This is a genomic window from Psychrobacter halodurans, from assembly GCF_017498075.1.
In the GTDB taxonomy this organism is placed as follows: Bacteria; Pseudomonadota; Gammaproteobacteria; order Pseudomonadales; family Moraxellaceae; genus Psychrobacter; species Psychrobacter celer.
Genome location: NZ_JAGBKN010000003.1, coordinates 112,168 through 130,865 on the forward strand (window position 1 = coordinate 112,168; position 18,698 = coordinate 130,865).

Sequence of the window (18,698 nt, forward strand, 5' to 3'; positions counted from 1 at the left end):
CGCAGGCTGTCCAGACACCAATCCCATCATAGGTTTTGCTCGGCTTAATCTACTCAGATGTGCCATGACATGGCCCGCGCTTTTATCCTGCGCCTCCCTCCCCTAATAATAAGGACAATCCCATGGCTTTATCACTGAACAAAGGCGGTAACTTATCGCTCACCAAAACCGACCCAAACCTAACCAAACTGCTCATCGGTCTTGGCTGGGACGAGCGCGCTACCTCTGGCGCTGAGTTTGATCTGGACGCCAGTGTGTTTTTATTAAATACCGCGGGCAAAGTACGCGGCGATCATGATTTTATTTTCTACAATCAGCTCAGATCTGATAATGGCGCAGTGGAGCATACTGGCGACAACCGTACAGGCGAAGGCGACGGTGATGATGAAGTCATCAAAGTAAACCTCACCCAAGTCCCAGCCGATATCGACAAAGTCGTGGTCACGGTCACCATTCATGATGCGGCAGCGCGCAATCAAAACTTTGGTCAAGTGGCCAACGCCTTTATCCGCGTCGTTAATGAAGAAACTGGCACAGAAGTGGTGCGTTTTGACTTAGCAGAAGACTACTCGGTCGAGACCGCCATGGTGTTTGGCGAAGTATATCGCCATAATGGCGAATGGAAATTCCGCGCTGTCGGTCAGGGCTACTCAGGCGGCTTGCAGGCGATGTGTCATCAATATGGCGTCGATATCTAATTTTGAGTATAACCCTCTACCCTAGCGATCAGACAGTCATAGCGCACTGTCAGACACGATGATACGCACAAATTTTGGTTGCAAAACAGTCACAATTTTTCATCGGCAAACGACTAGCAATACTTTAGGTTTCGTTTAAAATTATCCATAAAAAGTGGTTAGCGATAACCACTTTTTTGCAGTTTGTGCCTATAATAGGCCGACCTTAGCTTTACGCAACCAGACAGGATGTGTCATGAGACATTTTTATTTAGACTTTATCTTTACCATTATTGCCCTTGCAATCGCGGCATGGTGGGGATATTCACACGGCGGTATGGGCGGTATGATAACCACCCTATCTATTACTGCTATTTTGGCCGTCATGGAGATTTCATTATCGTTTGATAATGCGGTGGTCAACGCTTCAGTCCTCAAAGGCTGGGACGAATTTTGGAAAAAAATCTTTTTAACCGTTGGTATTTTAATCGCCGTATTTGGTATGCGTTTGGTATTCCCAATCGTCATCGTCGCCGTCACTGCTGACCTTGGTATGATGGAAGTGATCAATCTGGCGTTGTATAACCCAGAAGAATACTCTGCCAGACTCATGGCACACCATGCAGAGATCTCTGCCTTTGGTGGTATTTTCTTATTGCTGGTGTTCTTAAACTTTATCTTTGATGATAAAGAAGTGCATTGGTTTGAGTGGTTAGAGAGCCGTTTGGTAAAGCTGGGCAAAGTCGATGCCATGAGCGTGTTTGTGGCGCTGATCGTTTTGATGGTTGCGGTATCGTGGGCCAGCGCTGAGCAATCAGCGGCGGTATTAATCGCAGGCGTCTGGGGTATTCTTGTCTATCTTGGTGTCCAAGTGGTATCAGGTATGCTCGAGGGCGATTTGGAAGAAGAGCTAGAGCACGAAGGCGGCACCTCAGGATCTGAGGCCACCAGCGCCATCATGAAAGGCGGTATCATCGGTTTCTTATACCTAGAAGTCCTTGATGCGTCGTTTAGTTTTGATGGTGTGATTGGTGCCTTTGCCATTACCAATGACGTGATTGTGATTATGCTTGGTCTTGCCATCGGTGCGATGTTTGTCCGTTCGATGACTATCTTCTTAGTCGATAAAGGCACGCTCGATGAGTTTGTCTATCTAGAGCACGGCGCGCATTATGCCATCGGTGCTTTGGCCATCATCATGCTATTGTCGGTGAAATTCCACGTGCCAGAGCTGATCACTGGTCTTATCGGTATCGCCTTTATTGGTTGGGCGTTTGTGGCATCACTTAACTACCGTAAACGCCAAGCACTTGAATAACGCAGCCGTGTTTAGTGTCAGCATTCGATTTCATTAAGTGATCAAATGACAGGTTATATCAAGCAATTGGTATAACCTGTTTTTTTATGTGCGATTGTAGACTTCGCTCATTATCTAGCGTGATATCCAACCTTATATAGTGAGTTCAGTATAAAAACGATACAGTGGGACTGGAATAATTTTTACGCAGCCTCTGTCGGCGCAGGCACAGCACGCAAGGAAAATTTATACCAGTTCCACGTTGACATATAATGTATCTGTTTTGTTGAGAATCGACTATATCGTTAATCTATTTTAAAACCAGTACCGTCCTACTGGCATTAAGGTGCTCACGATCTCTGATGATGTTTACTTCCCTGCCAGCATCTTCTGAAGTTTTGCCAACACCACGCCATAGAGCGGTAAAAAAATACACACGCCCATCACTATCTTAAACAGATAGTCCATCGCACCAATCTCAATCCAGTGCGACGCCATAAAAGGGTCTGGGCTTTTATAAAAAGCGATGGCAAAAAAGCAAAAGCTATCGACCAAATTGCCAATAAACGTCGATGCGAGCGGTGCAACCCACCAGATACTCAAGCGGCGCAGTTTATTGAATACTTGGATATCTAGCAGCTGTCCGACCACATAAGCGCTAAAACTGGCCAACACAATGCGAAAGACAAATAAATTAAAATCCAGCAGATGCTCATGACCAATAAATTGACCATTTGAAAACACCACAGAAAAATAATAAGAAATCACCAGCGCAGGCATCATAGCAAAAAAGATAATACGTCTGGCTAAATGCTGACCAAAGATACGTACGGTCAAGTCGGTAATCAAGAATATAAAGGGAAAGGTAACAGCGCCCCATGTAGTGATAAAGCCAAACAGCTCGACAGGTATCTGCACTAAGTAGTTACTACTGGCGATGATAAAGATATGCAGGCTGACCAGCCAAAATAGCGCGCGGCGATAGCGAATGGGTTCGATCGGGGCTGTCAAAACAGTACTAATAGTCATAAAGCGGCCTTTTTTTACAGCAGGGTAGAGGGAACCTGAGCGCGCTATTATAAATGATAATCAGATAAATAGCGAAACGACGATGGACATGGTCATAATCTCACTTTTTTGTAGACAGAAAGATATATGTTGTATAGTCACACAAAATACGCCTTGCTTACTCAGCAATCGCTTAGTATATTAGACGTAATGATAGGCAGGATATGGCGTACAGGTCGATTTATTGATCTTTTGTGCTCAGATAGCCACGACTGCTCTATTTTTAACTTATAACACCAAAAACCCTTAATTATTAATTCATAGGATATTTATATGGCTATTAGCTTAACAAAAGGCGGCAACGTAAACTTATCAAAAGAAGCGCCAGGCTTGACCAACATCACAGTCGGTCTTGGCTGGGATCCGCGTGCGACCGACGGTCAAGAGTTTGACTTAGACGCCATCGGCTTTTTGTTGAATGAAGCGGGTAAAGTTCGTAACGATCAAGACTTTATCTTCTTTAACAACCTAAAGTCAGACAACGGCGCGGTCGAGCACACCGGTGACAACCGTACTGGCGAAGGCGACGGCGATGATGAAAAAATCAAAATCAACCTAGCCAATGTCCCAGCGGATGTTAGCAAAGTCGCCATCTGTGCCATCATCTATGAAGGCCAAGCTCGTAACCAAAACTTCGGCCAAGTGGGCGACGCTTATATCCGCGTGGTCAATGATAATGGACAAGCCGAAATCGCTCGCTACGACCTATCAGAAGACGGCAGCACCGAGACGGCTATGATCTTCGGTGAGCTATATCGTCACAACGGCGATTGGAAATTCCGCGCGGTTGGACAAGGCTTTAATGGCGGTCTTGGCCCATTAGCGGCTTCTTATGGCGTAAATGTATAACGCCATCGTTTAACCTTATCTGGGTTTAAACTTATCAAGATCTAAACTTATCAAGATCTAAACTTATCAAGATCTAAACTTATCAAGATCTAAACTTATCAAGATCTAAACTTATCAAGATCTAAACTTATCAAGGTTTAAATCTATCAAAGTTTAAACCCTCCATCGTCGCAGTCACCATCTATGCAGTTACCATCTATATAGGACTGCGGCAGCAAATAAGCCATCAAGTGTGCTCATTTTTCACATTTGATGGCTTTATGTTTATTACGCAGCATAAAGATGATCTATCAGCCCCTGTGACATCGTCTCTATCAAAAAGATTAAAAGAAGGATTTGCCCCCTATGGCCGCGACATTTAGCTTAATCGGTACCATTGAGCCTTTTTTGCACTGCAATCTAAAAAAGGGCGACTCTATCTATTGTGAAGCCAACGCCATGGTTATGATGGAGTCCAATCTTGAGTTAAAAGGCAAACTACAAGGCGGGCTGATGCAGTCGTTGATGCGCCGCTTTGCCAATGACGAATCCCTATTTCAGCAGCAGATAGAAGCGACGGGCGGCGAAGGAGACTGCCTGCTTGCACCAACGCTAGATGGCGATATGCAAATCATCGAGGTTGGCAAGCAGCAATACACACTCAGTGATGGGGCTTTTGTCGCCGCGCAAACAGGCGTCGATATCAGAGCCAATATTCAGCGCAACCTTGGCGGCGCAGTATTTGGCGATACCGGCGGCTTTATGGTGATGCAGACCCAAGGCCAAGGTCAAGTGGTGGTATCAGGTTTTGGCTCGCTGTTTGAGATTGAGGTGACACCAGACAAAGACGTCATCATCGATAATGGTCACGTGGTCTGCTGGGACTCAAACTTAGACTATAAACTGTCGGTGTCGACCAGTAAGAAAAAAGGCATCATGAGCAATATCATCAACTCCGTCACCAGCGGCGAAGGTATGGTGCTAAACTTCTCAGGTAGCGGCAAAGTCATCATCTGCTCACGCAACCGTGACAGCTACCAAGGCTGGCTACAAAGCATCCTAGGCACTAGCTCAGGCGGTCGCGGCGGCGGTGGTGGCTTTTTAGACAATATCTTATAGCGCGGCGCTGTTCGTTTTTACTCACAATTATTATAAGGACAATCTCATGGCAGTTAATCTACAAAAAGGGCAAAAAATCTCTTTAAGCAAAGAAGCTGGCGGCGAGCTGACACAAGTCAAACTGGGCCTCGGCTGGGATGTGGCACAAGGGCCTCAAGCACAAAAAGGCGGGTTTTTGGGTAAATTGTTTGGCGGTGGTAGCGGCGGCGATTCTATCGATCTTGACGCCTCTTGCATCATGTTCGACAGCAGCAAACAAGCCGTCGATGCGATTTGGTTTAGCCAGCTAAAATCAAAAGACGGCAGCATCGTCCATACAGGCGACAACCGTACTGGCGATGGTGACGGCGACGATGAGGTCATCAACGTCGATCTCGCGCGCGTCCCAAGCAATGTGACGTCACTGGTATTTACGGTCAATAGCTTTACCGGTCAGACGTTTGAGACCGTCGAAAATGCGTTTTGCCGTATCGTCAACGCCAGCAACAACGCTGAGGTGGCGCGCTATAATTTATCCGCACAAGGCGGTCATACTGCGATGATTATGGCCAAGGTCTATCGTCATAACGGCGAGTGGAAGATGCACGCCATCGGCGAGACTGCCTCTGGTCGTACCTTTCATGACTTGATGCCTGCGATTACCCCGCATGCTTAATAGGTACTATTTCTATTTACTATAACTGTTTTTGTTTACAAAAAATCAGCCCGTCTATTTATCATAGACGGGCTGATTGATATTTGAATACGGATGCTTCAATACTGATACTTGAGTATTGGGACTTGAAGATTGGAATTAGGTCTTACTTACGTCCACGCTTCCAGCTAAAGCCCCAATGAAAGGCCTTATCCATTTCTTGGTGACCTTTAAAGTATTGGTTGATACGCTCGACATTGATGCTGCCTTGCTGATTGACCAGTCGCGCGATGGCACACATAGGCAGGTTGCCGGTGCCTTCTGTCAGACGAGTCTCAATCGGTGGCTGCTCTGGCACGTGAATGGTCACCACCCCATCGGTTTGGGCCCAGTTTGGCACACCCTCATAAATAAAGGCAAAAATAAACACCTCCTCAATCTGCGACCACTGTTGGCCATTGATATCGAGCCATTCACCGCCACTCACCTGCCCGGTTCTATCATCAGCGCGTAAGCACACATAAGGCGCCGACTGCAAGCTACCAAAGCGATTGCCCAGTGCTTGAATCAAGGTTTTTTCGCCATTTTTTAGATGAATCATCGCACCGACATCCAAATCGATGCCGCCAGACTTATGCTGCTTAAACAAGTCACCCAACAGTCCTTTTTTGGGCGTTTTTTGATCGGCATTTGGCCGCTGGTTCCAGTTGAGATTGACCGCGATTTTACCAAAATTGTCGCGTTTTTTTAGATTGATGCTGGACTGGTTTTTGGTTAAGGTGATTTTGTTCAAATTTACCGTAGGACTGGCGGGTATCGGCGGCGGGGTGGCCTGAGCAGGTCGATTGGGTTTTTGTGTATTGATCGTTTGTGCTTGAGTTGCTGCTTGGCTTGGCACTGGCGCTTCATCGGCAATCTCGACCCCGAAATGCTCAGATAATGGCTTGAGACCGCCATTAAACCCCTGCGCGATAAAACGAAACTTCCAACTGCCCTGCCGGCGGTAGCATTCGGCCAAGATAATGGCTTTTTCGGAGCGACCAGTACCATTTAGCTGGCAGGTCAATAATACTTGGCTGCCCTGCAGTACCTGAATATCCACATCACCGATTTGCGCCAGCGTTTGCTCGCTAGAGAATGCCAAAGCAATCTTGTCGATATTGGCAGGCTGCGCGGGCAAATTGATATCAAAAAACCCATCGCTGTCATGGCCGCGAAAGCTGACATTGCCGTCGTCGCTGCGGGTCTGACCATAAAATATCATGTCGCCATCACCGCGTACCTTGCCATCGCTAGTTAAGCGATAGGCGGCGCAATCTACCGCGTTTTGGCTTATGATACGAATACTGATATGGTCATTGGGTAATGGCGCGTTGGCACCCGCCACCAATTGTTGCGGTTGGTTTTGGCTCATATTCTGTCCTTCTTATAAGTAATAATGCTTATTTTTTATTGCTTAATGGATCATACTAGGGCGTGTCTGCATTTCAAAATGGTGATAAAAATGAGATAAATTGCCGTCAAACAAGGAAAATAGCGCCGTTAGTATCGGAATATTGACCTGCTATTTGACGATGTTTGGTAAAATTTGGCCATTTTTAGCCCATTTAGATAGCTATCGCGTGAATCGAAGACACGCCTTATACATTGCCCTATAGTAGCAGTCAGTTGAAAATAAGCCCAGTGCTACTGATATTAAAGTACGCTCACTATCCCTATGCCATAAAATGCTGATAAATAAAGCTCTGATAATAAAGTGCTTGAGAAACAGTGACGATCGAATCACGATATTATTCCCCTAACCCTTAGCATCTGAGAGACCCATGAACAACCCTGTAAACGCTACTCATCACTCAGCGCCCCTAGCCGTCTGGTTGGCTGAAGGTCAATCCAGTCAGCGCGATATGCTCGCTAGCCTGCAAGCTCTAAAAACCAAAACGAGTGCACCACTGCATATCATTGCCTCACATCGCCATGATAGGCCTGAGATCTTTGCGCTGGCCGATACGGTGTATCGTGAGCCTTTAGCGTCCGCAAGTGATGATCCCAAGCAAATACCTCCTTTTGATGTGCCGCGCTGACAATTTGTGCTCGAACAAGCCCAGCAGCAGCAGGTCAAAGTCCTTTTGACTGGACGCAACAGCATAGACTACGAAGCAAAGCGCGACGCGTTTGCGGCGGCTGGCATCCGCCTACTGACAGGAGCCACCAGTGTCGACGCCCTAGCGTCCATCGATGATAAGTTTGCCTTTATGCAGCACTGTCAGGCGCATGACATTCCTGTGGCCGAGGCGTGGCGGTTTGATACCCTAGCCGAGCTTGAAGCATTGCTGGATAAATACGGCGATCAGCCGCTGTGTGTCAAACCGGTCACAGGTATTTTTGCCCAAGGGTTTTGGCGGCTTGATACTGGAAAGGCAGCAGCTGACCTTTATGACAGCTTTGAGCATCTGTACTTTACTGAAGAGAAAAAAATTAGCACCGAGCAGTTTTTGCACGCATATAGCCATAGCCAGATGGTGCATGAGCGCCCTATCCCTATGTTACTGATGCCCTATCTATCAGGCCAAGAATACTCTATCGATGTGGTGTGTGAATACGGTGAGGTGCTGGCGGCCGTTACACGCCATAAGACAGGAAAAATCCAGCATGTCGGCTACGATCAGGAGGTGATGGCAGTGGTGATTCCATTGATTAGTGCCTTTGGCTGCGACGGTATCGTTAGCGTCCAAACCAAGGCTGATAGCGACGGTCAGCACCGTGTCCTTGAGATTAACAGCCGCCCCTCAGGTGGTATCGGCTATACGGCGCACAGCGCTGTCGACTTGACCCAAATTGGCTTTGGTTATTGGCTGGGCCTGAGCGACAAGCCCAAACTGGCTGACGTCATTGAGCAAATCACTCCCTGTCAGGTGCGCTCTTTGATGACCAGTGTCAAAATTAAATAAAACTGCTGTTTATTACCCTTGATGCAGACCCTTATTTTAAAGATAATTGCTTTAAAATAAGGGTCTGCATCAAAAAAAGTTTTTAGAGCGTACTCTAAAAACCTTTTTGCTTAAAGCATGCCTTCAATTGAATTGATTGAGATATTGATTGAGCTGACGACACGCCCTAATCTCATCGGGCTGCAGTATGAGATATCACTCACCAAATACCAGTGCTGCCTTTTGCGGCGCATTTTTAGAGGCAATGACCCACAGCAAGCTTAGGACGATGGCCGAGCCGATAAAGATAAGCATCGATGACATAAAAGCGTCTGAGCTGCTATGCGCCATAGACATCACCTCACCCGTATGAGCCATTTGCATCTCCATCGCGGCCATACCTGTGTAGTGCATCCCGCACACCGCAATACCCATGATAAAGGCACTGCCAAAACGTTGTAGATTGCCGCGCAGATTAAAGGCCAACCATAGCGCAGCGATCGATGCGGCAATGGCAATCGCTATCGAGGTGAGCAAAAGCGGGGTATTATAGGACATGGTTGCTTCCATCTGCATGGATGCCATGCCGGTATAGTGCATGGCGGCCACGCCAAGACCTGTCAATATCCCGCCGCCGAGCAGTTTTGCCACACTTGGTACACCGCGGCCAACGATGACCACACCGACCGCCACAAACAGTACCGCCAGCAGCATCGACACAATCGTCAAGCCCACATCATAGGTCACGGGCATCTTCATATCCACGGCCATCATACCGATATAGTGCATCGACCAAATCGCACCACCGATGGCGAGCGAGGACAGCGCTACCCAAAAGTACAAGTCATTGCCAGGCTTAGCAGACGGAACTCGGATGGCCAAGTTTAGACCAACATACGAGCCAAACACAGCGATGGCATACAAGACAAGCACCAACATTAGGTTATATTCAACTTCTATCATTTTTTCGCCCTTTACATTTTTATAAACAGTGAGCCCAAGCCATTTAAGCCATTTAAGAGTTGTACGAGTCGCCGTACTTGAGACGCTCATTACTTTTTTGTCATAGGTGTTATTTGACCCATGAGTGACTTTTACCAGATAGTAAACTCGCAAACATGGGTACTGCCCGCACCGCAGCTGGTTTCTTCTGCGCGCACTCTGCCCACCGCAGGGTTGCTTGCCAAAAAGCCTTCTATATAACCCACCACAAAATGGCAGCCTGAATGCGAATGCTCGGATGACTGACAAAACGGACATTTCACCAAAGTAATGACATGGTCACGGGCCTTGATTTTAGAAAACACTTTGAGTGCAGGCACCAATTCGCGGCTGATGGCAGCAGACATCTTGAGCGGACTACCAAGCGCATAGTCACGCTGATAGATACCGCCGCCAACCTTGCGGCCCAGCTCATGCATGGCACTGACGCGTCTTTCGGCCGGCAGACTGGCTTTGTACTGAGTGACCACCTCGGCTATGTCTGGATACCGCACACCGATAGCGGCCAGTACGCTTTTTTCGTCTATTGTTGGAGCAGTAGGTGCCGATGGTATCGGAGTCGCCACCGGCGCCGCCTCGTCTTCTTCAATTTCCAGCTTAAACAGCGTACACCCGTCGATGGCAGACAAGTCAGCGATCAAATCCGCTTGCGTCTTCGCGCCTTGGCTTTTGGCCACCACCTGTATGATGTTGCCGCCATTGCTTGACGGCTCTTGTCTTTGTGAGACAAGCTGATAGCCAGCTTTGATCAATGGTGAAATCACATTGACCAAACGGATGCGTTCCGAGGCGGTTTCTAGTGCACAAGAGAATCTCAACGCTCACTCCTTTTTAACAATACAGCCAAACTTTTTCGTGCTGAGTTATTTTGGTAAACTGCAGCGCTGATTAGGTCACCAAAATATCGCCAGACGTACACCTGTTTTGCGACTTTTTTAACGTATCAATCAGCAATAGCAGTATTGCCAGCGAACACATGGTTTTTTATATATTAGCTGCTCAAAATCTCGTTACTATCTGGTTACTTTACAGAAGTAATTTTGGCTGCATTATCAATGAATACATATTGCCTCGCAAGCAGATAGCCGGCATTGACCGATAAATGGCAAGATTATCCGATAGGTGGCTAAACGCTCACGCGGAGGGTGGGTTTATTGTTTAAAAATCGCCATAAGGCTTGAATGCCATGGCCTTGGTGAGGATTTTCTATCATTGGATGCTGGGCGCAGATCAGGCATTATCACCTTTATCGTATCGTGGCTATCCTTATAGGCGGCGGTTTCTTTATTAATCGCTAAGACTAAGACGAATAAATGTGTGAATATTACAACTGAAACATGATCAATAAAGAACTCGCTTTTTGGTTAAAAAAACGGTCAAAAAATAGCCAAAAATGACAGCGCCCGACCGTCATCATAGATATCTACAAAACCTAAACGGCGACCGCTGATTTCAGTTATCATGCGCCTATGGTTAACCTACAATCAATCGAAAATAAAGCACTTATATAAATTTAAACGCGCTGATGCCGCGCAAAATGAGTGCCAGTCGCACATGACATAAAGTGTGCCAATGTAAGGCTTCCGTGTAAAATTTCAGTATAAAAACCAAGTATAAACCTAAGCATATTTGAATAATCCTAAAAGGAAAATGAATGCCAAAGCAGCGTACCACCATCGAGCTACCTCGCGGTACCCTTGATCTCACGTATCAAACCAATAGCCATAACGGCAATGCAGCGTATCAATTAAATGATTTATTGGGCTTTGCCCAGCGCATCAATCCTAAGCGCGCATTTTTGTTTGTCTCAAAAGTCTTAGGTCGCCATATTCCTGTCGCTCCCAGCACCATGCGTACCGCTTTTACTGATTTGGCCGCGTTGATTCCCAGCCATTTGCCCGAGCCTATTTTGGTGATTGGTATGGCGGAGACTGCGGTGGGCCTATCAGCAGGCGTGCATCAAGCGCTGCAAACCCGCTACCCCAACGCGCTACTGCTCAACTCCACCCGTCACGCCCAGCATAGCGCTGACGCCGCATCTAACGACAGCGCATGTCTGCTGACGACTTTTAGCGAAGATCACAGTCACGCCAGCCAGCACTTGATTTACCAAAGTGCAGATCAAGCGACGCAAGCGCAATTACTTGCGAGTAAGACGCTTATTATGGTCGATGACGAGGCCTCGACAGGCAACACCTGCGTCAATGTCGTCACCGCCCTACGTCACGCTGGTCTTAGTCAGCTAGCACAAGTACATCTGACCACGCTGGTTGATTGGTCACTCAATCAACAGCAAGAAACCACGGATACCGCAGACACTATATCTAGCCGCCTGCCTGATATTGATTTTTATCGTCATCACTTATTGTCTGGCGCATGGACTTGGACAGATGCCCCCAATCCTGAGCCGATCACGATGCCAGCCGTCGATACCACCGAAGCTGGTAGCCAGCCGTTAGGTGACACTGGCAATTGGGGGCGCTTCCCAACGCTCGATAGTACAAAGGGGTTTGATCGTTATTTGGCGCACTTCCAAACGGTATTTACACGCTTTCGCGAGCAGATATCACCCAGCCAGCCTCAGTGGCCTGCGCGCATATTGGTATTAGGCAGTAATGAGTTTGTTTGGTTGCCGTTTTTGTTGGCAGAGTGGCTAGAAAGCCAAACGCAAGCTGCCGTCAAATTTGGCGCGCTGACACGCTCGCCGATTGCTCTTGGCGGCGCGATCGGTACGATGCTAAGCTTTCGTGATCATTATGGTCTTGGCATGACCAACTTTGTATATAACGTCGAGCCAAAGGCGTGGGACTTGATTGTACTGTGTGTGGAAACTGCGGCTGATAGCGTCGATGAGATGTGGCAGGATTTAGACAATGTACTGATAGTAGGTGGTAAAATATGAGCACGATGTTTTTTCAACCCAGCCCTCATATCGTCAAACCCTACGCCCTTATGGATCTAGACGATACGCTATTTCAAACTCAGCGCAAAATTGATGCATGGCAGCTGCCTACCGCTGCACCTGAACACTTGGTCTGCGCCTCCGTCAACAAACAAGGCGAGCCGCTGAGTTTTATGAGTCAACGGCAAGCGGCGTTTTTTAATTGGTTACTTGCCAGCACTGAGCTGATAGTGGTCACAGCCCGCGATCGTCATGAAATCAAACGGGTAAAACTGCCGTTTGATAGCTGGCAAATACTCACCCACGGCGCGGTTATTTTAAGCTCTAATGGCGAGCCACTAGGCGCATGGCAGCAGCATATGTATGACGCACTGTTGCCTCTGCAAGACAAGCTGGCGCAGCTAAGCGCGGTATTTACCAAGCATGCGCAGAGTGCCAGTAGCCATTTAGTGTTTACCGCGCATCGCGACCGCTTTGGGCGTGGCAGCGCTCATCAGGACTTGACAATTTATCTGGCGATCAAGCATGGCCAAAAAGACCATCAGGCGTTGGCAGCGCTGGCAGAAAAACTGCCAACGCTCATACGCGGCTTTGAGACAGACTTTTATGTCCATGTAAATGCCAATAATTTGGCCATCCTACCGCATGCGGTGCATAAGCGTCATGCCGTGCAGTTTTTATTAGCGCAGCACCTAGATGCTCAGCGTCCTAGCTTTGGCTTTGGGGACAGCTTGGCCGATTTGCCATTTTTGCAGCTGCTGGACTGGTATGGCATGCCAAATCACGGTCAGATGCATGACAATATTAGCCGCTAACGGCCTGTAGATATCGTGAATAATGACAATCGCTTATATAAGTAACTATCTTTATGACCCATCCTAATATGCAAACATTCGCACAATACGGCTCAGGCAGCTACCTGCCCTCTGATGTCACCGTACTACTCGACATCGTCGACAAACAAGCAGTCGCCGATGTCCCTGTCAGCCAAAAAGAAGCGCTGATCCAAAGTGGCCAGCGTCATTACTCTGATATGCTGACACTAGAGCAGGCACCGACCGCCATGCATGAGCAGCTGTATCAGCAAGCACTAGCGCAGGGTGCAGATAGAACGGCAAGCGATATCGCTAATTTGGCTTATACATTGCACGATATCTTTGGGCAAACAGTGGATAATGAGCAGCCGCTGGTACTGGTCAGCTTAGTGCGGGCAGGTTTGCCCATCGGTGTGTTATTGCAGCGTGCCCTATCAGATGGTGACAGGTCAGATAGCGATAGCAGCTACGCTTTGCCTAGTGTACATTATGGTATCAGCATCATCCGAGATCGCGGGCTTGACCCTGTCGCGCTGCAGATGATACTGGACGCGCATCCAAGCAGCCCGATTGTCTTTGTCGATGGCTGGACGGGCAAAGGCGCGATTTATCAAGAGCTTGAGCGTAGCTTGCGGCCTTTTAATCAACCCAATCAGCCGCACTTTGCCAATATTTTTCATCAAGGCGCAAGCGTCGTCCCTCTACTGACGTTGGCCGATCCTGCAGGGGTGGCGTGGCTGGCAGCAAGCAATGAGGACTGGCTGATTCCATCGGGACTATTAAACAGTACTGTGTCGGGACTGATTTCTCGCAGTTTGTATACCGAGCCGCAGTCAGGACTACACCGCAGCGTGTTTTATGAGGAGCTGCGTGCAATCGATCACAGCCTCGCCTTTATCGAGCAAATCGATCGTGCGCGGCAAACCCTCCAGCGCCCCATGCAGTGCTTGCCGATGTATCAGCAGCCACGCTATCGGACCGCAGGTTTAATCGATAGCATTGCCACCGACTATCACATCACCAACCGCAATCGCATCAAGCCAACCATTGCCGAGGCTACCAGAGCGATACTACGCCGAGACCCTGAGCGTATCTTACTGGCCTGCGCCGATCATCCCGATACGCTACTATTACGACATTTATGTCACGAGCGAGATATCCATATCAGTGTATTAGGTGATAAAATACTACCCTATCACGCCATCACCCTTATCAAACAACGCAGCAAAGACGACTGTTAATATACATAGTCATATCGCTTATACTAGGGCGTGTCTTCAATGACAACTTTCATGATTTACGGGTTAAAAATGGCTATATTTATGCCAAAAGGTGTCTCATTCTTAGCTAATATACTGATATGAGCTTTGAGCTGACCCTAACTGGACAAAAATATATCTCATTTTTAACCTCATAGTTCCATTGCAGACACGCGCTAAAGCCAGCTTAAAAAAGCGCTATCCTAATAACATCGCCGCGCTGGTCTATGTTTTTGCTTACTCAGCCTATCGTGTGAGAAGTAAAAACATAGACCAGCCGTCCTGTATTGTTTTTTTTGAGTGAAACGATGATAACGTTTTACCCTTTCATTCATCACAACTACGATACCCATTATGTCCGATATACCCAAAAACCAATCAAACCTATACGCGCACACTCAATCTTATGCCCACCTCATCACCGAGCGCCATGCCATGGTGAGACCGCATACGCATCACCCTTATCAGCTCGGTGCTAGCCTGTATATGCCGGCCACGCGCCAAGACATCTGGCAGGTCATCAAACGCGACAAGCTACCGACGATTAATAGTATTATCATTTGTCTAGAGGACGCTGTCGGTCATAGCGATGTCGAGCTGGCACTCGAGCGCTTACAAGACTTACTAAACACGTGGGCTGAGCATGTCGATACAATCAATCAACCCTGCAAACCAGCGGCGCTAGAATCCCAGCCGCCCGCCCAGCTACCGACACGTCCCTTGGTCTTTGTGCGTCCGCGCAGCCCAGCGATGCTACAACAGCTCGCAGACTACGCTCATATCGACCTTATCGATGGTTTTGTATTGCCAAAAGTGGATATGTATAGCTTGTCCAACTGGCGACTGGCTTGTCAAAATATTAGCAGTACCCAGCTGTTGATGCCGACGCTCGAGACCGCAGCGCTCTTTAATCCGCGGCATAACCAAGAGCTGGCCATCGGCTTTAAAGAAGCCTTTAATCAACCAGTCTTTGCCCTACGTATCGGCGGCAATGACTTATTTGCCGCGCTGCGCTTACGTCGCCCAAAAAACAGCATCGTCTATGATACCCCTATTGGCACACTGGCCTATCAGCTACTCGGCTGCTTTGTACCGCACGGGTTTTATCTGACAGCGCCCGTCTTTGAGTATCTAGATCAGCCAACGCTATTTATGCAGGAGCTGACCCGCGATGTCAGCTTGGGTTTGGTCGGCAAGACCGTCATACACCCAAGCCAAATTGCGTTGGTGCAGCAGGCGTACTGCGTCTCTCTTAGCACCTTAGATGAAGCACAAGCGATACTGCATAGCGAGGCCAAAGCGGTATTTAAGTACAATAACACCATGCTCGAGCCTGCCACGCATCGTGCTTGGGCGACAGAGATCGTCAACCGCGCTGAGGTATTTGGCGCGATAGATGATAGCAGTAGCGAGTATCGCGCTCGCCTCTAGAGATTGGGGCGTGTCCTTATGGTAAACACACTGATAAAATCAAGATAAATGACACGCACCTATCAATCAAAAAAGCCGCTACCACAGCTGTGATAGCGGCTTTTTGGGTGTTGTACCAATGCAAACGCTAAGGCAATATTAGACGCAGCACTCTAAAAACTGACCAATAATGCGATTGACCTGCTCAGGCTCTTCCACAGTGGCGGTATGGCCTGCACCTTTGACAATCGCAAGCTTTGAGCCTTTGATCGCAAAATGCATACGCTCGGCCTTTTCATACGGCGTTGCCGCATCCTCATCCCCGACGACGATCAAGGTCGGCGTGGTAATCGCACCTAGCTGATCGTAAGTACCTAAGCGCTCAATCACTCCCATCGTCGCCTTGATGACGCCACCCTTACGATTACCTTGTAGCATCGTGAGCCACTCTTTACGCTCAGACTTGCGTGATTTGTCTGCCAAAAAACTACTGCCAAACATAATCGGCATCACTTTATTACTGACGCGCTTGATGCCCATCCAGCGTATGGCTTTAACCAGCTTACGATACTGTGGCACGTTTTTTGGGTCTTCTGGATCGGCAGACGTCTCCAGTAAGATAAGTGATAGTAAGCGCTCTGGGGCTTTGATGGCGATACGCTGCGCCACAAACCCTCCCATTGATAGCCCGACAAAATGACACTTTTCGATATGTAGTGCCGCCAGCAAGGCTAATGTGTCCTCTGTTAGCGTGTCCATATCGTAGCCTGACTTGGTGATCTGCGATTGACCTTGACCACGAAAATCATAGGCAATACAGCGATAGTGCTCTCGGAAGTATGCCACTTGCTTGTCATACATCTGCGTATTCCATAACAAGCCATGAGCAAACACCATGACTGGTTTTTGCGTATCATTTGGCGCGCTGTCTTCGTAATAAATGTCTGTGTTATTGATATGGACCGTTGGCATAACCACTTCCTTGTCTGATAAATAAGAGAGGTTGGTGACTTATTTTGGGTATTGACAGTTTAGCATATTTGACCTTTATATAGCCGTGTCTTTAGCGCCCACAAAACTTGCTTTTATAATCAGAACAAGCTGCTATAGTAAGTAATCAAAGCCGCTGATCCACGCCGCCATCTACAAAGGCGGACGCTACAAGCCAATATTGTCAATCGCTATACATGATACCGCGAGATGATAAGTTGTTTTTTGTCGCATCGAGCGGCGTAGGCATAGCGCGCCAGAAAAAAGCGTTTCATTGAGCAGCTTGAGCTTGCTAGCCATGTGTCTGATTTATCTTCTGATTCATCTAGCGATACGATTAGCCAACGTCATAAGACCATTCATATAAGGAAATCCAATGTCATCCTCTCTTGTTGAGTATCAAAGCGAAAACCATATCGCCACCATCACCCTAAATGACCCAAAGAGTCTCAATGCTTTTAGCACACCACTAAAAAAAAGCGTATTGACCGCCCTTGAGCAAGCCGATGCTGATAACGACGTTCGAGTGATTGTCCTACAAGGCGCTGGCGGTAATTTTTCTAGCGGCGGTGATATCAAAGAGATGCTGTCTGAAGGCATCGACAAAGAGGTGATGTCCAATAAACTAAAGGGCATGGTCGAAGGCGCAGGCGAAGTCAGCTTAAAGCTACGCCATATTCACAAGCCGATTATTGCTAAATTAGAAGGTGCAGTGGCCGGTGCAGGCATGAACCTAGCACTCACCTGTGACTTTCGTATCACCGCCGACAACGCCAAATTCGTGCAAGCATTCGTCCACATCGGCCTCGTCCCTGATGCAGGCGGTGTATATTTACTAAACCAGCTGGTAGGCCCTGCAAAGACCACCGAGCTTGTGATGCTAGGCGACAAAATCAGCGCGCAAGACATGGCTGAGCTAAACTTGGTCAGTCAAGTTGTGGCGCCTGCTGAATTAGATGATGCGGTAGCAAAACTTGCTTCTCGTCTAAGCGCCCTGCCAGCTCAAGCACTATCCAGCATGAAACATATGCTAAACACCCACGCCTACGCAGGGCTAAATGAAGCACTCGATATGGAAGTACAGCAGCAAGCCATGCTGGCCAAAACCGATGACTTCATCGAAGGAGTCAGCGCCTTTATCGAAAAGCGCAAACCAGTTTATACCGGTCGCTAACCCGCTAGGAAGGCTCTGATAACACTCGAAATGTACTATCATCAAAAAGGCTGCCATCAGGCAGCCTTTTTTGGATGAAATGAGATAACGTGGGCTTTTATGAAGAGGTAGCAGCTGGCTTATAGTAATTTGGCAAAGTAAATATCTTGTCAAATACCAAGGTAAATATAAAAGTATATACCAAGAAATACAACAATAACGCCGCCTCCATCATAAAGGCTGCCACCAAACCAACATCGTACCAAAGCATATAAAGTGGCAAGCAAATCAAGACCAGCCCGCCTTCAAACCCAATGGCATGAACGCTACGAATCAGCAGTGTACGCGCTGCTACTTGCCGGCGGCGCTCCCATGCTTCAAATACGGTATTGTATAAAAAGTTCCAAATCACCGCCGCCAATGACACCATCACCGCCACTGGTAACGACTCTGCGGCATCACTACCACTGAGCATCATCAATATATAGGTGGACGAGATAATCGCGATGATTTCAAAGACAGCCACATAGACGAGGCGACGTTTGAGTGGGGATAAAGTAATCAACCAAGACTCCAAAGCACCTGAATGATAAGTGCATAATCAAAGTATCGGTCCG

18 protein-coding genes are annotated in these 18,698 nt (G+C 47.8%); 12 read left to right on the top strand and 6 right to left on the bottom strand.

The window, feature by feature from the left end:
• Window positions 1-122 precede the first annotated feature (122 nt).
• Together J3491_RS02495 and J3491_RS02500 are read left to right on the top strand one after the other, a co-directional pair.
• Window positions 123-698 (top strand): TerD family protein, encoded by a 576-nt coding sequence (locus J3491_RS02495; protein ID WP_105245099.1) that lies wholly within the window; start codon window positions 123-125, stop codon window positions 696-698.
• Window positions 699-933: 235 nt separating this feature from the next.
• Entirely contained in the window at window positions 934-1,995 is a 1,062-nt protein-coding gene (locus tag J3491_RS02500) for a DUF475 domain-containing protein (RefSeq protein ID WP_105245098.1), read from the top strand.
• Window positions 1,996-2,343: 348 nt separating this feature from the next.
• Here J3491_RS02500 and J3491_RS02505 read toward each other — a convergent pair whose 3' ends face one another.
• Window positions 2,344-3,003, bottom strand: a complete 660-nt coding sequence (locus J3491_RS02505; RefSeq protein WP_207969088.1) for a 7-cyano-7-deazaguanine/7-aminomethyl-7-deazaguanine transporter — start codon at window positions 3,001-3,003, stop codon at window positions 2,344-2,346.
• 312 nt (window positions 3,004-3,315) lie between these two features.
• On the opposite strand from J3491_RS02505, the gene J3491_RS02510 reads away from it, so the two are divergent.
• The 3 genes from J3491_RS02510 to J3491_RS02520 all read left to right on the top strand — a co-directional run bounded on the left by J3491_RS02510 (window position 3,316) and on the right by J3491_RS02520 (window position 5,644).
• Window positions 3,316-3,891 (top strand): TerD family protein, encoded by a 576-nt coding sequence (locus J3491_RS02510; RefSeq protein ID WP_075101069.1) that lies wholly within the window; start codon window positions 3,316-3,318, stop codon window positions 3,889-3,891.
• A gap of 345 nt (window positions 3,892-4,236) precedes the next feature.
• A complete protein-coding gene (locus J3491_RS02515) occupies window positions 4,237-4,989 on the top strand; it encodes a TIGR00266 family protein (protein WP_075101068.1) in 753 nt (250 codons plus the stop codon).
• Between the two features lie 46 nt (window positions 4,990-5,035).
• Window positions 5,036-5,644 (top strand): TerD family protein, encoded by a 609-nt coding sequence (locus J3491_RS02520; protein WP_075101067.1) that lies wholly within the window; start codon window positions 5,036-5,038, stop codon window positions 5,642-5,644.
• A gap of 145 nt (window positions 5,645-5,789) precedes the next feature.
• Here J3491_RS02520 and J3491_RS02525 read toward each other — a convergent pair whose 3' ends face one another.
• A complete protein-coding gene (locus J3491_RS02525) occupies window positions 5,790-7,037 on the bottom strand; it encodes a TerD family protein (protein WP_207969089.1) in 1,248 nt (415 codons plus the stop codon).
• 409 nt (window positions 7,038-7,446) lie between these two features.
• Here J3491_RS02525 and J3491_RS12060 point away from each other — a divergent pair, with 409 nt between their 5' ends.
• Window positions 7,447-7,704, top strand: a complete 258-nt coding sequence (locus J3491_RS12060) for a hypothetical protein (RefSeq protein ID WP_341534371.1) — start codon at window positions 7,447-7,449, stop codon at window positions 7,702-7,704.
• A 6-nt stretch (window positions 7,705-7,710) separates the two neighbouring features.
• Window positions 7,711-8,571 (top strand): ATP-grasp domain-containing protein, encoded by an 861-nt coding sequence (locus J3491_RS02530; RefSeq protein WP_341534372.1) that lies wholly within the window; start codon window positions 7,711-7,713, stop codon window positions 8,569-8,571.
• 195 nt (window positions 8,572-8,766) lie between these two features.
• Here the strand turns inward: J3491_RS02530 and J3491_RS02535 are convergent, their stop codons facing one another.
• Window positions 8,767-9,513, bottom strand: coding sequence for an MHYT domain-containing protein (locus tag J3491_RS02535; protein ID WP_207969090.1), 747 nt, complete (start codon window positions 9,511-9,513; stop codon window positions 8,767-8,769).
• Between the two features lie 131 nt (window positions 9,514-9,644).
• A complete protein-coding gene (locus J3491_RS02540; protein WP_207969091.1) occupies window positions 9,645-10,370 on the bottom strand; it encodes a hypothetical protein in 726 nt (241 codons plus the stop codon).
• An 836-nt stretch (window positions 10,371-11,206) separates the two neighbouring features.
• On the opposite strand from J3491_RS02540, the gene J3491_RS02545 reads away from it, so the two are divergent.
• From J3491_RS02545 to J3491_RS02560, 4 genes are all read left to right on the top strand, one after another.
• Window positions 11,207-12,454, top strand: coding sequence for a phosphoribosyltransferase domain-containing protein (locus tag J3491_RS02545; protein WP_207969092.1), 1,248 nt, complete (start codon window positions 11,207-11,209; stop codon window positions 12,452-12,454).
• Entirely contained in the window at window positions 12,451-13,269 is an 819-nt protein-coding gene (locus J3491_RS02550) for a hypothetical protein (protein ID WP_100749216.1), read from the top strand. Before J3491_RS02545 ends, J3491_RS02550 begins: the two co-directional genes overlap by 4 nt.
• A 53-nt stretch (window positions 13,270-13,322) precedes the next feature.
• Entirely contained in the window at window positions 13,323-14,510 is a 1,188-nt protein-coding gene (locus J3491_RS02555; protein WP_100749215.1) for a cysteine protease StiP domain-containing protein, read from the top strand.
• Window positions 14,511-14,882: 372 nt separating this feature from the next.
• Window positions 14,883-15,959, top strand: coding sequence for an HpcH/HpaI aldolase/citrate lyase family protein (locus tag J3491_RS02560; RefSeq protein WP_207969093.1), 1,077 nt, complete (start codon window positions 14,883-14,885; stop codon window positions 15,957-15,959).
• Between the two features lie 138 nt (window positions 15,960-16,097).
• Here the strand turns inward: J3491_RS02560 and J3491_RS02565 are convergent, their stop codons facing one another.
• Window positions 16,098-16,910: an alpha/beta fold hydrolase gene (locus J3491_RS02565; RefSeq protein WP_207969094.1), complete on the bottom strand. Its 813-nt coding sequence runs from the start codon at window positions 16,908-16,910 to the stop codon at window positions 16,098-16,100.
• A gap of 394 nt (window positions 16,911-17,304) precedes the next feature.
• Here J3491_RS02565 and J3491_RS02570 point away from each other — a divergent pair, with 394 nt between their 5' ends.
• Entirely contained in the window at window positions 17,305-18,102 is a 798-nt protein-coding gene (locus J3491_RS02570; protein WP_207969095.1) for an enoyl-CoA hydratase/isomerase family protein, read from the top strand.
• Window positions 18,103-18,199: 97 nt separating this feature from the next.
• On the opposite strand, the gene J3491_RS02575 is transcribed toward J3491_RS02570, so the two are convergent.
• Window positions 18,200-18,646: a PACE efflux transporter gene (locus J3491_RS02575; protein WP_207969096.1), complete on the bottom strand. Its 447-nt coding sequence runs from the start codon at window positions 18,644-18,646 to the stop codon at window positions 18,200-18,202.
• Window positions 18,647-18,698: the final 52 nt, after the last annotated feature.

Bases quoted from the DNA above. Each gene is read 5' to 3' on its own strand.
- J3491_RS02495 (WP_105245099.1), top strand. From the start codon at position 123: ATGGCTTTATCACTGAACAAAGGCGGTAACTTATCGCTCACCAAAACC.
- J3491_RS02500 (WP_105245098.1), top strand. From the start codon at position 934: ATGAGACATTTTTATTTAGACTTTATCTTTACCATTATTGCCCTTGCA.
- J3491_RS02505 (WP_207969088.1), bottom strand. From the start codon at position 3,003: ATGACTATTAGTACTGTTTTGACAGCCCCGATCGAACCCATTCGCTAT.
- J3491_RS02510 (WP_075101069.1), top strand. From the start codon at position 3,316: ATGGCTATTAGCTTAACAAAAGGCGGCAACGTAAACTTATCAAAAGAA.
- J3491_RS02515 (WP_075101068.1), top strand. From the start codon at position 4,237: ATGGCCGCGACATTTAGCTTAATCGGTACCATTGAGCCTTTTTTGCAC.
- J3491_RS02520 (WP_075101067.1), top strand. From the start codon at position 5,036: ATGGCAGTTAATCTACAAAAAGGGCAAAAAATCTCTTTAAGCAAAGAA.
- J3491_RS02525 (WP_207969089.1), bottom strand. From the start codon at position 7,037: ATGAGCCAAAACCAACCGCAACAATTGGTGGCGGGTGCCAACGCGCCA.
- J3491_RS12060 (WP_341534371.1), top strand. From the start codon at position 7,447: ATGAACAACCCTGTAAACGCTACTCATCACTCAGCGCCCCTAGCCGTC.
- J3491_RS02535 (WP_207969090.1), bottom strand. From the start codon at position 9,513: ATGATAGAAGTTGAATATAACCTAATGTTGGTGCTTGTCTTGTATGCC.
- J3491_RS02545 (WP_207969092.1), top strand. From the start codon at position 11,207: ATGCCAAAGCAGCGTACCACCATCGAGCTACCTCGCGGTACCCTTGAT.
- J3491_RS02550 (WP_100749216.1), top strand. From the start codon at position 12,451: ATGAGCACGATGTTTTTTCAACCCAGCCCTCATATCGTCAAACCCTAC.
- J3491_RS02555 (WP_100749215.1), top strand. From the start codon at position 13,323: ATGACCCATCCTAATATGCAAACATTCGCACAATACGGCTCAGGCAGC.
- J3491_RS02560 (WP_207969093.1), top strand. From the start codon at position 14,883: ATGTCCGATATACCCAAAAACCAATCAAACCTATACGCGCACACTCAA.
- J3491_RS02565 (WP_207969094.1), bottom strand. From the start codon at position 16,910: ATGCCAACGGTCCATATCAATAACACAGACATTTATTACGAAGACAGC.
- J3491_RS02570 (WP_207969095.1), top strand. From the start codon at position 17,305: ATGTCATCCTCTCTTGTTGAGTATCAAAGCGAAAACCATATCGCCACC.